At 61.0% G+C, this 13,979-nt stretch carries 12 protein-coding genes; 7 read left to right on the forward strand and 5 right to left on the reverse strand.

All coding sequences use genetic code 11. From position 1 onward, the window contains the following. Nucleotides 1-259 precede the first annotated feature (259 nt). Both WDW90_RS29555 and WDW90_RS29560 read right to left on the reverse strand, forming a co-directional pair. Entirely contained in the window at nt 260-523 is a 264-nt protein-coding gene (locus WDW90_RS29555) for a (2Fe-2S)-binding protein (RefSeq protein ID WP_431311149.1), read from the reverse strand. Nucleotides 524-674: 151 nt separating this feature from the next. Then, complete coding sequence (locus WDW90_RS29560; RefSeq protein WP_336491071.1) at nt 675-1,730, reverse strand: YeiH family protein; 1,056 nt, start codon at nt 1,728-1,730, stop codon at nt 675-677. Between the two features lie 683 nt (nt 1,731-2,413). Between WDW90_RS29560 and WDW90_RS29565 the strand changes: the two genes are divergently transcribed. The 6 genes from WDW90_RS29565 to WDW90_RS29590 all read left to right on the forward strand — a co-directional run bounded on the left by WDW90_RS29565 (nt 2,414) and on the right by WDW90_RS29590 (nt 7,989). Next, complete coding sequence (locus tag WDW90_RS29565) at nt 2,414-3,661, forward strand: aromatic ring-hydroxylating oxygenase subunit alpha (protein WP_336491072.1); 1,248 nt, start codon at nt 2,414-2,416, stop codon at nt 3,659-3,661. A 156-nt stretch (nt 3,662-3,817) separates the two neighbouring features. Continuing rightward, nucleotides 3,818-4,375: a nuclear transport factor 2 family protein gene (locus tag WDW90_RS29570; RefSeq protein WP_336491073.1), complete on the forward strand. Its 558-nt coding sequence runs from the start codon at nt 3,818-3,820 to the stop codon at nt 4,373-4,375. A 130-nt stretch (nt 4,376-4,505) separates the two neighbouring features. Continuing rightward, a complete protein-coding gene (locus WDW90_RS29575; protein ID WP_336491074.1) occupies nt 4,506-4,877 on the forward strand; it encodes a Rieske 2Fe-2S domain-containing protein in 372 nt (123 codons plus the stop codon). After that, complete coding sequence (locus tag WDW90_RS29580; RefSeq protein WP_336491075.1) at nt 4,849-5,997, forward strand: 2Fe-2S iron-sulfur cluster-binding protein; 1,149 nt, start codon at nt 4,849-4,851, stop codon at nt 5,995-5,997. The genes WDW90_RS29575 and WDW90_RS29580 overlap by 29 nt, the downstream gene beginning before the upstream one ends. A 31-nt stretch (nt 5,998-6,028) precedes the next feature. Then, complete coding sequence (locus tag WDW90_RS29585) at nt 6,029-6,781, forward strand: sulfite exporter TauE/SafE family protein (protein WP_336491076.1); 753 nt, start codon at nt 6,029-6,031, stop codon at nt 6,779-6,781. Nucleotides 6,782-6,966: 185 nt separating this feature from the next. Next, entirely contained in the window at nt 6,967-7,989 is a 1,023-nt protein-coding gene (locus tag WDW90_RS29590) for a LysR family transcriptional regulator (protein WP_336491077.1), read from the forward strand. Nucleotides 7,990-8,124: 135 nt separating this feature from the next. On the opposite strand, the gene WDW90_RS29595 is transcribed toward WDW90_RS29590, so the two are convergent. Next, on the reverse strand, nt 8,125-8,652 hold the full coding sequence (locus tag WDW90_RS29595) for a hypothetical protein (RefSeq protein ID WP_336491078.1): 528 nt from the start codon (nt 8,650-8,652) through the stop codon (nt 8,125-8,127). Between the two features lie 295 nt (nt 8,653-8,947). After that, entirely contained in the window at nt 8,948-9,823 is an 876-nt protein-coding gene (locus WDW90_RS29600) for an amidohydrolase family protein (RefSeq protein WP_147027695.1), read from the reverse strand. Nucleotides 9,824-10,643: 820 nt separating this feature from the next. Between WDW90_RS29600 and WDW90_RS29605 the strand changes: the two genes are divergently transcribed. Beyond that, the gene (locus WDW90_RS29605) at nt 10,644-11,948 is read left to right on the forward strand and encodes an MFS transporter (RefSeq protein WP_336491079.1); all 1,305 of its coding nucleotides are present in this window, start codon (nt 10,644-10,646) and stop codon (nt 11,946-11,948) included. A gap of 1,605 nt (nt 11,949-13,553) precedes the next feature. Here WDW90_RS29605 and sorB read toward each other — a convergent pair. Further along, nucleotides 13,554-13,871, reverse strand: coding sequence for a SorB family sulfite dehydrogenase c-type cytochrome subunit (sorB, locus tag WDW90_RS29610; RefSeq protein WP_336491080.1), 318 nt, complete (start codon nt 13,869-13,871; stop codon nt 13,554-13,556). Nucleotides 13,872-13,979: the final 108 nt, after the last annotated feature.

Below are 13,979 nucleotides of genomic sequence, written 5' to 3' on the forward strand. Positions count from 1 at the left end.
TTCCATCAAGAGCCTGCGCTTGAGACTGGCGCGTGCACTGGTCCTGTCCCTTCACCGATGTCCCTGCTGCCATCGCTCGTTTGTGACACAGTAGTACTAAGTGCTTGACTCAAAAGGGAGCTGGCGGGTCCCTTTTGGGGTTCATCCGCACTTTTGGTGCTGACGGCGTGTTGCGGGTCGATCAATGTCCCTGAACCGAGTTCTGGCTGTTGATCAGGCAGCATGGAGTCGCGCTCGTTGGCGAAAATGTCGGATCAACCTATCGATCAAGCAGTGATGTTTCGACGACCGGGCCCGCTCGAAGCAATGATGGTGTCATCGCATGAACATTGATGTGCGGTTGTTCGATGTCGTCGCAGGCTTTGCGTAGGATTGATCGGATCGTCTGAGCGCAGCGACCGCACCTCGGACTACAGCCCAGACAGGCATAGACCTGCGCGGGAGTACGCGGACATGACGCGCTTCCCCGCAGGCAGGCGCGCACCTCACCATCCGAGAGCACGTTACAAGAGCAGATAATCATTGGAGGACGATTCCTGGACAGCCATACCCAGCGTTGCGGGAAGGGAGCGGCCTAAAATTTCAGAAAGCTCGCTTGGCAAGCGCGATGGCCAACGTGCGATGACCGGTATTACGCGGTCGAGACAGCGACGCTCTTCAGAGCGCCGCGGCCATCACACGAGCGCAAGCCCGACCGCAACGAACACGAGAATGAAGGCTGCGCTTCCGAAAAGCGTCGCGATATGACGCCAGCCCAGCGACATAACGGACCGTAGCGACGTATTCAGCCCCAATGCGGCGATGGCGAGCAAGAGCCCCCACGTTGAAAGCGAAACCAGCGCTGACTTGATGGGCTCGAAGAAAGGTGCAACGATCGTTGAGTTCTGAGAGATGCTGTTCACGACGCAGAGGGCGAGGAACGCGAACGCAAACATCGGGACGGGAACCTTGCCGGTCTCCGATCCCATGCCTGCCTTCGAGAAGTAGAATCCGACCGCCAGGACCACGGGCAGAAGGAGGAAGACCCGGAACAGCTTCACGATGACAGCTGCATTCCCTGCCTCGTCGGAGATCGAGTAGCCGGCCCCCACCACTTGAGCGACGTCGTGGATCGTGCCGCCGAGAAGGATGCCCACGGCTCGATCGGTGAAGCCGAACCAGTGTCCCAAGAGCGGATAGAGAAGCATGGCGACCGTGGCGAGCAGATTCACGCCGATGACCACGAACGCGACATCGACATCCTTCTCCTTGTAGTTGGGCACCACGGTAGAGGTTGCCAGCGTGGCTGACGCTCCACAGACCGCCGTCGCCGCCCCCGCCAGAGCCGCATACATCGGCGACTGTCCGAACACCTTGGCGAGCGCAAACGACGAGATCATCGTGCCGGCCATGGCGAACACGACAACGAGGGCGGCTCCCAGGCCGAGATCGAAGATGTCCCCGAGAGCGATTTTGAGCCCGAGCAGGGCCACGGACCAGCGCAGCAGGACCTTCACACAGAAGCGCATCCCCGGCTGGAACAGGGCGTGACTGGCTGAACGGTGAAGGAGGATGCCGAGCAGCAGTGCGAGCACCATCGTCGGGAGCGGGAGGGCCTTCGGCAGCATCGGTTGAAGCCAAGTGCTGACGATCGCGATCGCGGCAGAAAAGATCAGGCCCGGAGCGATCTCATGGAAGACACCGAAATTCGGTGCTGCTCCGGAAGCTACCGGCGTGGCAGAATTCGACATGCACAGGGTCTCCCCGAGGCCTGGGGCCATCCGATCCGGGTGCTTTCCGAGACCGCACCGCTGAACCAACTGGCCAGTGTAGTGCAGGCGCGAAGGTCAAAACCGACGTGCCGCATGCCATTGCTAGCTGTGATGGGGACGAGCTTCTATTTGAGCGTCGCTCTTTGCTGATCGACAGCCTCTATCACCATGCTGCGACGTGCACCGCCCGACCTTTCTGCGTGCGGCTTCCTGACCTCAGATCGTCATCATCGACCGTCGCGGCGGCGCGCGCGGCTCAAAGGCTGTAGGCACCCGAAAGTTAGTATTATCAAACAATTGCGCTGTCCGGCTGCGTTCGGCGGCCGCGCCTACACCTCCGGCTCGGATACTTCGGAGCGGCCCCGGCGTGCTGAAGCAGACCCGCGGGAGGGCCTCTGGACGGCACGTACAGGTACACCGAGGGCTATCGATCGATAGCGACTTTTAATTAGTCCGGCCCCAAACGCTGGGCCATCCTCACCTTCAGCGATGTCAGGAAACGTCCTGCACCGTTCTTGATCGACGCCCGAGGCGGCTTCTAGGCCAATCGATCTCTGACAGTGCGAAGTGTCCTGGCTCGAAAATCTTCATCTGCCACGCGGGGGCGACTTCCTGTCGCCGCGCCAGGCCAAAGATGAGCGATAACCGCGAGGAGGAATTCGATGCCGGCCAGAAACTACAAGCAATGGACCGCGAACCCACCCCTTCAGCAGGGGGAATGGATCGACAGCCGGCTCTACACAGACCAGGCGATCTTCGATGAAGAGCTGGAGAAAATCTTCAAGCGGACGTGGATTCCGGTCTGCCACGAGTCGGAACTGCCGAAGCCCTACGACTTCCGCACCACCAGCATCGCCAACGAGCCGGTCGTCGTCTGCCGGGGACCCGATAACGTGGTGCGCGCCTTCCTCAACGTCTGCCCCCATCGCGGCATGATCATTGAGCGCCGACCATCCGGGAGCTTCTACGAGGGGCAGCCCTCGGGCAACCCGAAGCGGATGACCTGCATGTTCCATGCCTGGCAGTTCGACATGAAGGGCAACTGCGTCTACGTCAGCCGCGAGAAGGAAGGATACCAGGACCGCCTCTGCAAGGAGGATGTGGGCTTGCGCCGACTGCGCTGCGAGGTGAAGTTCGGCGGCTTCGTGTGGGTCAACCTAGCCGACGATCCCGTGCCGCTGGAGGACTGGGCGGGAGCGCCGTTCGAATGTCTGCGCAAGACGCTCGATGCGGAGCCCATGGAGGTCTTCCACTACCACAAGGCCATCGTCGACACGAATTACAAGCTCTGGCACGACACGAACTGTGAATTCTACCACGACTTCATGCACTATCATAACCGGGTGACCGGCTTCAACGATGCGTACTTTGCCAGGAAGAACGAGTCGTTCGACCACGGACACATCGTCGTGGGGACCTTCGAGGTGAACTACGACCAGTACGAGGGCTTCGAGAGCCGGGCTGGACTGTCGTTCCCCCACCTCCCGCCAAACCAGTGGTACATGATCGACCTCTTTCCGGGGATGAATTTCAATCTTCGCGGCTCGGCACTGCGCTGCGACGTCGTCACGCCGCTCGGTCCCAACAAGACGATGATCGAGTTCCGCGGGCTCGGGCTGAAGCGCGACACGAAGGAGGAGCGCCAGACCCGGATCAACCACCACAACTCGATTTGGGGGCCCTTCGGCCGGAACCTGCACGAGGATCTGATCGGAGTGCAGGGCCAGGGCACCACAATGCGGCCCGGCTCCGAGCCACGGCGGATCCTGCACGGCCGGCAGGAGAACCAGACCATCCACGACGAGAACGGCATGCGGCACTACTACGACGAGTGGGGCCGGTGGATGGATCGCCTGCCGAGCGATCCGACCAAGCCCTACATTGCGCCGACTGCCGTCGCGGCAGAGTAGCCACGATCCCGGCGGCCGGCGGGCCCTGCGGCTCCGTCGGCTCCGACCAAGAAGCGCGCGGCGAACGATCTCGGCCCACACGGCCTCGAGACGCTCTCATGACCGAGGCGCACGACCGATCACGACCCGGTCCGAGCGCCGGCGCTGAGCAATCCGATGGACCCCAGGAAGGATGCGGCGATGGAAACCTCAATGTTGACCGGCGGCGCTGGGCAGGTCGGTTCGTACCTCGACCAGCGGCAGGGACTGGCGCGCGACGCCGTCTACCAGGCGAGCCTGATGCTGGACGAGCAGCGCTGGAACGACTGGCTGGCGCTCTGCGCCGAAGATTTCACCTACGACATCAAGTCGTGGAGCCCGGAAATCAACTACGACATGACCTACCTTCATGCCTCGCGCAAGGATCTCGATAGCTTGATCCGCCTGCTGCCGAAGCACAACACCGATCACTCGCCGCTCACGCGCCACACCAGCGTCTACACCGTCGAGCTCTCTTCCGACGGCACGACGGCACAGGTGATCTCCTCGGTGGTGATCTTCCAGCACCTGCTCGACGGCACGAACTCGCACATCGACTCGGGCGAGAGCCGGCTCTTTCTGGTCGGCAAGTACTACGATCAGCTCCGGTTCGAGGAGGGGGCGGTCAAGTTCACCGCCCGCGAGCTCAGGCTGCTGAACAGACGTCTCGACAAGGGATCCCACTGGCCCCTCTGAACGCCTGTCGCGGCGTCCGTCGGGCCCACTGGAACTCACCGTCCCTTCGCTCGTGCGTGCAAAGCACCAGGGCTCGCGTTGTGAGCCCTGCTTACTCGGATGAACCTGTTCTCCAGAATTGGCGGTTCCCATGAGCTGGAAATACCTCTGCGATGTCTCCGAAGTGAGCAGTAATTCGCTGAAGCTCGTAGACGTCGACGGCATCAGAATCATCGTCGCGAACTACGGCGAGGGATTTCGGGCGATGCCGCCCATCTGTCCTCACATGGAGGAGCCCCTCGACGAGTCCGGTGTTGTGGCGGGCTGTGTGCTCACATGCACCAAGCACCTGTGGGCTTGGGATCTGCGCAACCTCGACCTCATGGGAGAGACCGAGAAGGAGCTGAAGACCTACGAGGTCAAGCAGGAGGGCAGTCGGCTGCTTGCGTTCGTTGAGCAGGAGCTCACCTACGATTTCGATGAGGATGCCGACGATGATGAGGACTTCTTTGCTAATGCTTGATTCTAACCTGAGCCCCAGTCCCTTCTCGGAAGATCTCAGCGCTTCGCCGGAGATTCCTGAGCCTGTCAGGGACACCCGCCTGATCGAGGTTCAGTCGAAATCGGGATCGACGGGATTCGCCTGTGAGCCGGGAGAGACCATCCTTCATGCCGGCTTGAGGCAGGGCGTCACCCTTCCGTACGAGTGCGCAACCGGAACGTGCGGGAGCTGTAGGGCCAAGGTCGGATCGGGGGAGGTCGCGGTCGATTGGGATGAGGCACCCGGGCACAGCCGCGTGAAGCGGGAGAGAGGCGAGATCCTCATGTGTCAGACCCGACCGCTGACCGACTGCGTCGTGCGGGTTCCGGCTAACGTGAGCATTGGGTTCCCGCGGCATGCGCTCCCGCGGCACTTCGACGGGCGCCTCAACGTGATCAAGCGCTTGACGCCCGACGTCGTTCATTTCGAGCTGTCACTCTCACAGCCCATCTCCTTCGACGCCGGCCAATTCGTGCTCCTGCGCGTCGCCGGCCTCGAGGGGATGCGGGCCTACTCGATGGTGAGTTACGGCAGGAACGTCCGAAACCTTCAGCTTGTCGTGAAGAGGAAGCCGGGCGGAGGCTTCGGAAACTGGCTCTTCGAAGAGGCGCGCGAGGGGCAGGTCACCGACGTGTTCGGTCCGCTCGGACGAGCGACATTCCATCCTGAGGAAGATCATAATCTCCTGATGATCGCCGGGGGCTCTGGCGTGGCCGGAATGATGTCGATCCTGGAGCGCGCCACGCAGGAGGATTATTTTCGAACTCACCGCGGTTACGTGTTCTTCGGAGTTCGGAAGCTGGTGGACTGCTTCTACCTGGAGGAATTCTCGCGGTATGTGAGGGCGGCTGACGGCAACCTAGAGGTCACGATTGCTCTATCCGACGAGGACTGCGGCGAGACGTTTCACGCCCAGCATCCTGAGGTGCGACTTGCTTCCGGCATGGTCCACGAAGTTTGCGCCCGAGCCATGGAGGGCCGCTACGACAATGTCATGAGCTACATCGCTGGGCCTCCGCCGATGGTCGATGGCGCGCTGCGTACATTGATCGTCGGAGCGCGAGCCACACCCGATCGAATCCGCTACGACAAATTCGGGTAGCGCGCGCATGTCGGGCGGATGGATCCTAGCCTTGACGCCCACTCTTGTGGGCATCGGCCTCGTCGCGGGCCTGATGATCGGATGCGTTGGCGTAGGCGGGGTCATCCTCGTTCCGCTTCTGACCTTTGGCTGCGGGGTTCCGGTTGCGACAGCTGCCGCAGCCGCGATGATGGGCTACATCGCCACGGGACTGACGGGCACCCTGCTCTTCGGCCGTAGCGGCGCCATCGATCGCAAGCTTGCTCTCGAGCTGTGTCTCGGTGCCGCGCCAGGCGCTCTTTTTGGCGCCTGGGCCATACAGCTGGTGAACCCCGTTGCCGTGCAAATCCTCATTGCTGCGCTGGCAGTGGGAGCTGGGGTCAACAGCCTCAGCGGCAGGCTTCGTGGGTCCGTCGAACGGTATTCGCTGCGTACGACCGGAGCGGTGGGGATCGGGGTGGCCATCGGCATCATCTCCGCGATGACCGGAACGGGCGGCCCGGTCGTGCTCGTCCCGCTTCTGATGTGGCTCGGCTTTCCCGTGCTTGCCGCTGTCGGCCTGGGGCAGGCGATCCAACTCCCCGTGGCCGGGCTTGCCACAGCTGGCTCCTACCTCGTGGGGTCCCTCGACGCGCACATGGGCGCCCAGCTCGCGATCGGCTTGGTCGTAGGAAGTGTCGCGGGAGCCAAGCTCGCCCATGGCGTGACCGAGAAGACCCTGCATGCAACCGCCGCGCTCATTCTGGTCGCGACCGGGGTGATGGTGGTTCTACGCCTATTTGCCAGCTCCCTGCCGGGCGTCTGAAGGCGCGCAACGGCATATGAACCCTCCTCGGAACGGCCCAGCGACCGGCCGGACGGGCAGGGACGGGTTGATAGATGAAAGGCACGAATTTTAGATTTTGAAAAATTCCATCTATGAGGTAGTCTAGGCGCCGCAAGCTGAAGTGCGAGCAAACTCACGGGCTTGCCTCGAAGGGTGGAACGCCGATGTTTTTGCGCCAGTTTAAGTACCTCTTGGCTGTAGTGGACGAAGAACACTTCGGGCGCGCCGCTGATCGCTGTAACGTAACTCAACCGAGTCTATCCGTCGGCATAAAGCAACTTGAGCTCGAAATCGGGGTGCCGATCTTTCTTCGCGGCCGTGGCCAGCGCTTTCACGGGCTGACCCCGGAGGGTGAGCGTGTGGTCAAGTGGGCGCGCAACGTCGTTGGCCACTGCGAGGCGATGCGCGACGAAATTGCGGAGATGAGAGGAAACTTATCCGGCCGGTTACGGATGGGGGCCATGCCCTCGATGTCCCCAGTGCTTCCGGTGCTTCTCCAGCTCGTCCGCAAGCAGCACCCGAACGTTGTGATGGATGTCCGCTTTCTCGGCAATGATGCCATGAAGGCAGGCCTCAATAATTTTTCGCTGGATGCTGCGCTCACGTATCTGGATGTTGCTGACCTCGGGCGGCGCAATTCGTTGAAGATTTATACGGAGAAGCTGTGCATTCTGGTTCCGGACACCGAAGAATTTCATGATAGGACGAGCGTAACGTGGCGAGAGGTTGCGGACTTGCCGTTGGCGATGCTGCGACCTGCACTCCATGAACGTCGATTTGTCGATACGATCTTTGAGCAGGTGGGTCGGCAGCCAATCCCGCGGGTCGAGTCGGAGTCCATTCTGCATCTGATGTTTCAGGTGCAGTTCGGAGGCCTCTGCACCATCATACCCGAACACTTCACGCGCATGCCTGGCCTGCACCGCGGAACCAAGGCGCTGCAGATCCTCGACCCGATCGTCAGCCAGGATGTGGGCCTGTTCTGGGCGGAGGGCGAGCTGATGACGCCGATCGCGAATATCCTCGTTACAGCTGTCAAAGATCTGAACAGGCGCGGAGGTTTTGACCTCATCTTGAACGAAGTGCGGCCAGAGTCGCCTCGGAGTTGGCAGACCACTGCCCCGAGCGAGCCACCCTTCTCGATCGAACTGGGACGATCTCCCAAACCCAATCGGGTGATCGCGTAGCCTCCCCCCGGCTTGCCAGCTCTTTGCCAGGGCGCTGCCCGCGCAGCGGCTGACAGGCAGATGGGCATTGCGTCCGGTCCGAAACGGATCAGACGCAACGCCCAATGATTTTCTTGAGGCCCAAAACCGAGGGAATCACTGAGCCGCTTGGAACAGCGTCCTCAGTCGATCGCTGCCGCCACTGCTTGGGAGCTGGGATGCTGGTAAAATCACCTCGGTCTGCCTACCCGGCTGAACGCCATCACCTGTCGTCCGTACGTAGAAGAACGGCTCCCCGAGCTTCGCGCCGCTCGCCTTGAATCCGAGAATCCGGTTCGAGCTGGAAGCCGCCTCTAGGCTAAGATCCTCCGGCCGGAGAACGATCCCACCGTCTTCCTCGCCAACCGGGTTCCCGGTTGCCAAGCCAAGCTCTTCTGCTGCTCTGGCAAGCCAATCCGTGAGCGCTTCCAACTCCTGCTGGTAAGCTTCCGGCGAGAATTCTTCGCTGTCGCCGGACATCAGCCCGGAGACGTCGTATGGGAGAGCTTTGGAGAACTTCTTCCTTTCAATCCCCCTGTGAAGAAGCTCAATGAGAAGCCACGCCTCAACGTGCGCCGGCGAGTGCTCTTCCGTGTGCAAGGGGTGATTGGCCGCCTCATCGTCCTCCAAAAACTGAAGAACCATCTCTGGTAATCTCAATTCCAATCGTAGGCCCTGCCCGAGTTGGCTTGTAATGATGGCTTTGCGTGTGTCGGACCACCGGAGTGTTATGCCGCTGCCCGCGCTTTCCGCTGACCCGTAACTTCTCTCCATTCTCGCAAGCCACTGTACCAAGCTATGAAGCTGACGCCGCGCCTGCCCGAACCTCTGCATGTCTGGGGTGCCCGGGGCGGGCCATTCACGAATTGCCATGCGCAGACCTCCCTTGTCCGTCTTTCAAATTCCATACTCAGGTTCGTCGGCAGGACGCGGGTTGCCATCAGCTCTTCAAGCCAAGGTTGAACAGTCGATTTGCATTGCGGAACGTGGCGTTCTCATAGGCCTCCTGCGAAAGGCCAAGAGCTTGAAAGTCTTGCACGCCTTGCCGCATCGGCCGGAAAGGATAGGAGCTTCCGAAGAGGAACTGATCCTTCATGAAGCCGTTCGCGGCCTCAACGTAGAGCCCGCCGCCAGGGGAGAAGGTGTACATGTCAGGAGAGACAAAGACGTTCTCATTGCGGAAGGCGACCGTTACGATCTCGGATATGCGCGGATAGAAGCCGTGGCTGCAGACAATCTTGAGCCGCGGAAACGTTCGTGCAACGACGTCGACGGCTGCAGGGTCGTTATACGCGAGGTCTGGTGTGGTTGGGCCCGACATGATGAAGGCCGGAACCTCTAGAGCTTGGCACAGCTCGTACAGGGGCATCAGGCGGTCGTCGCTAGCCCTTAAGGGCTCCGCGTAGAAGCCGGCGTCCAAGTTAATGCCTTTCAGGCCTAGGTCTCGCACTGCCCGGGTGGCTTCAGCCACGGCCATCTCACGACCGAGCTCCACAGGGTCAACGGAGGCGATCCCGATGAGGCGGTCCGGAGACTTTGCGGCGACGGCCGCCAGATCGTCATTGCTGACCCGGACACCCGGAACGCTCCGAGCGACCATCACGGCGGCGGTGATTTCCGCGTCATCCATTTCTGCGATGAAGCCGTCGACACCTTTTGCCCGCGCGAAGTGGTCGACGTCGCGGCTTCCGACGCGCCTGTTCAGCCAGCGGACCACCCCGTACTCCTTGGTGTCGGGTGTCGCGCCAAAGAACGGGTGCAGAAAGGTGGGTCTGCTCCGCATATCGACGATCGGATGGTTTGGCTTTACGGTCATGTCCCCGTTCCGTGCTGAAAGCTGCCTTGTGGGGCGATGCAAAGCATGAGCTTCGTAGGAGAGCACTCTGGTGTGGACGCCACCGCAGGCGGAATGAAGATCCGCCGACGTGACGCCCGTACGACCCGCGCCCTCTTTCCGAGGGGAGCCTGCATCGACCGGGTACACCTTGGGCGCCTTATGTAAGCGATAATATTTGAAAGTTCGGATCTCTGGATAGGCACGCGCTATTCGATGTCACGGCACCGATTTGTTGCGTGCCGGAATTGCGAGATCCGTCTTCCAGACTGAGTGCCATTCGGCTGCTACGGACGTTGATAGGCATCTCCTATAGATACCTCTCGAATAAATATTGGCTCTCCAAGCCATTCGCGGGCAAGGTTTGACTCCGGCGTTGTTTTGCACCGCAACAAGACGCGGTCGAGCGAAGCGCTGGATAGTTGGAGGAGCCGGTGGATGGCGAACCCATCTCTTCTTCTGGCGAACGGCTTGGCCCCGTGTGGACCGCGTTGCGCCTCCTGGAGTAGATCGTTCATCGACCGCGCGCATCAGGAACGGCGCTGTCCGATCCATCTCGCCAACAGGCGGCGCCGAACCTTCCCCGTAAATCCAGCATCCGGCCGGCGAAATGCGCGGGTGGCAGAGGCGGTGTCGACCCTGTCGCCGAAGCTCCTATGCAGCCTCGCCCTTCGTTTCAGCTCCTTCATCTGCGCGGCTGCAGGAAGCCTCGTCCGGTGCTAGGAACGTTCAGTGATAAAATCCAATAAGAAGAGGTTAAACTCTTACTTCCACGCAATAACGAAAGTTGGAGGAACGCTTTATGACCACAGGAGTGAGCACAATAAGGCCTCTTGATGAGGCATTTCAGCGGGCCGACGTGGTCGAACACGCGGCGGTTGAAGAACCAAAGATCTCAAAGAAGGCGCGAAATACGATCACGCTGGCGGCGACGCTCGGTTATCTCTTCGATGCTTACGCGATCAATATCTATGGCATGACGTTGGCGCTCATTGCTCTCGATTTTGGTGTCAGCATTCAGACAATGGGATTGATTGGGTCGATATTTATCGCCGGATACATGCTCGGTAGCTGCGTCTTCGGGATGCTTGGTGATCGGTTTGGTCGGAAGCACACCCTTGGATTCTCGATCTTCGCTTACGGGAGCGTCACCGCGTTAACCGGTCTCGCGATGACCCCAGTCCAATTTGCGATCGGACGCTTCTTCACCGGTGTCGGCGGGGGCGGCGAATTGACCGTTGGCGTCCCGTACGTCGTTGAGTCCTGGGACAGCAAGCGGCGCGGTCTTGGCGCGGGTCTGATGTTTGCCGGCTATGCGCTGGGAGTCGTGTACGCTGCGATCGTCTCCGCGTTGATCCTCGAGTGGCTTGGCTGGCGCGCCATGTACTTCCTGGCGGTTCTCCCGGCCGTCATCATCCTGTTCGTGCGAATGCAGCTTGAGGAAAGCCCCAGCTACGTCGCGACGATGGAGAAGCTGAAGCAGACTCGCCGTAAGCGTGTCTCGTTCTGGGAGTCGCTCAAGGCTAGCCCTGCGCTTCGACGCAACCTCGCCTGGGGCTCGCTCATCTACGTTTCGCTCGCGTGCATCTACTACGCGGAAACCGTGTTCGCGGTGCCGTTCATGGTCTCGCAGCTGAAGATGAGCACGACCGTAGCGGTGGCGACGCTTGGTCTGTTCAATCTCTCGATGTTCGTCTTCTCCATCGGGTGCGGCGTTCTCTCCGACAAGATCGGCCGCAAGGCCGCCGGATCGCTCACGCTCGTTGTCCTGGCGGCTTCACTCTGGGTGATGTTTTCGACCACCTCGATCCCTCTGTTCGTGATCTTCGGGATCCTAGCCTTCGGCGGCATCGGTGGCTCGTGGGCCATCGGGATGGTGCACGTGGCGGAGCTCTTTCCGACCGAGATCCGCGGATCGGGGTTCGGCTGGTCCGTTGCGCTCGGCCGGTTTCCGTCGATCTTCGCGCCTCTCGGGATCGCATGGCTCGCCAGCATCACTCAGGGCGGCATGGGCGACGCGATGAAGTACTCCTGCGCCGTGCTGGTGTGTGCATTGGCCGCCTACGTCTTCGGACCGGAGTCGCTCGGCCGGACCGACCGGACGTGATGTCACCGAGGCGCTCGAAGACGCATAGAGGCGCTCAGTCGCCGCGCACTGCGACGCTCTCCACTGCCCACCTTGGTCGGACCGCGAGGCCCGACCGCCTTTTTCTGCAGATCGTGCTGCGCGGACAAGGTATTGCGCCTTCGCGTGGGGCAGCCTTCTCGGCATCTCTCGAGTTGGTGAAGGCTCGATGCATCGGTTGCCGAAACAGCACAAGCTAGTGATTGAAGGTCTCCGTACACTGCTCCCAAGCGTCAGAAGCTCACGAGACTACCACAAAATTCGGATGGAAAGCGAGAGCCAGCTTCTACGTTCGTGCAGAGAAGACCAACGGCTTGCCAATTCAAAAGCAGCGATGCAAAAAATAGAATAATAGCTAGAAGTGCTGACAGCGTTGCTGTAACAACAATCGATTTGGCGCTGTATCGATGGATCAGCGCGCACCCGAAGGTAAATGTCACAGCTTCAGCAATGACCAGAGACATAGGTGTTCAGCCCTAAACCTACATTAAACGGCTATGCACCGGCTCGAATCTCTTGAGGTCCTGCGGCACAGGTCCGATGATCGTATGCGACTCGACTGGCACGCGAGGTCTCCGAGCGCAGCCAACAGCGGACTCTGCCTCGGAGTTCCTCTTGGTGCCTTCTACGTCATTCGTGAGGCGCAGCGCCTCCGGCAGCAGAACCTCCTCATCTGCGGCTACATCGGTCGGGCCGAGATGACAAGGTAAGGAATTGCCAAATGGGCGAAGTAGACCCCTTCGCACGCTTGAACCAGTTGGTAGGGTAGGTTTTTTCGAGCCGCTCTGACGTTCACTGCCTTGGATTGCGGTCCAGAAGGGCCGCAGGTTCGCTTTGATGAGCTTCTGCCTATCGGTCCGATGATTGAGGACCTTGTAACGGGGTAGGATCGCGGTGTGTTGCAGCGAGGCGGAATCTGACACGAAGCTGATCGCAGAGCTCATGTCGGTCGCGCGTGGCTGCTTCACCACTCTGCATTGGGCTTGCACGCCCCGGAATCGGAGCACTACGCCGCCAATCGTGCTCCAAACCTTAAGATCGGCTTCCTTGAGCGCAGGCGTTGGCGCCCGGCGTACACTCAGCCGCCTTTCCGGGGCGGCTCAAGGCGATGCTTTCGACCTAGTACGGAGCGGCGATCGAGAGTGCTTTGGCTCTCGCCAGTAGCGTGTGCGGGGCTAGCCGTCACACCGCGCAAACTCGCTTGGCAGGCACATCTCTGCTCAGGAAAAGGTGGGCCGCCCCCGTGGCGGCCTCGCCCGCTCTTCGACGAGATTGGCCGGAGGCGGCGGCTCACGGGCGGATGGAGCAGAATCTCTCTTGATGTGCAATCGAAGTGGCCGCGCGGCGGCCATGCCTGGGACCGCAAAACCGCGATCCGCTGGCGGGGCAGGGCCCAGTCCGATTAACTCAGACCCGGCTGTCTCCGCATTGAGGAGTGAAACGACTTTCCGCTCCAACTTGCGCGCGGCGATGAGTTGCTCGGCGCCGGTCTTCAGAGGGGCATAGTACAGCGCCTCGAGTGTCGGTTGTGATTCGATGTGACGCCGATGAATCGAAGCGATATCGTCGAGGACATCGGCGTCGGGCTCAATAGGCTTCGGTCAAGTAGGCGGCGATGGCCTTGCCGTCGGCTTCGCCGATGGGGGCGTGGTAGACCTTGATCATCTTGGTCACCTCCGAGGCCCAGAAGGCCTCGCCCTTCTTCGGCGGCTGCATCGCGATGTAGTCGACCGAGTGACAGGCCATGCAGTTGGATTGCGCCGCCTGTAGGCCCTTCTCGTGTCCAGCGGGTGCCGGGCGGAGCTGCGCCGTTGCCTCGGGAAAGGCGTAGGTCCTCGGGCCGGCAAGCGCGGCTAGGCCTGACGTCAGAATTAGAGCCGCAGCGCCGATCAGCATGTTCCTCATCTCTCCCTCCCCTCACGCCGCCTGCACGCGCGTGGTCTCGACCACGTTGCGCATGTAGCCGGCCGGGTTCCAGAGCGGCTCCATCGGCTGGGTCGCCCCGTCATTGCC

This window comes from Methylobacterium nigriterrae, assembly GCF_037106235.1.
Classification (GTDB): Bacteria; Pseudomonadota; Alphaproteobacteria; order Rhizobiales; family Beijerinckiaceae; genus Methylobacterium; species Methylobacterium nigriterrae.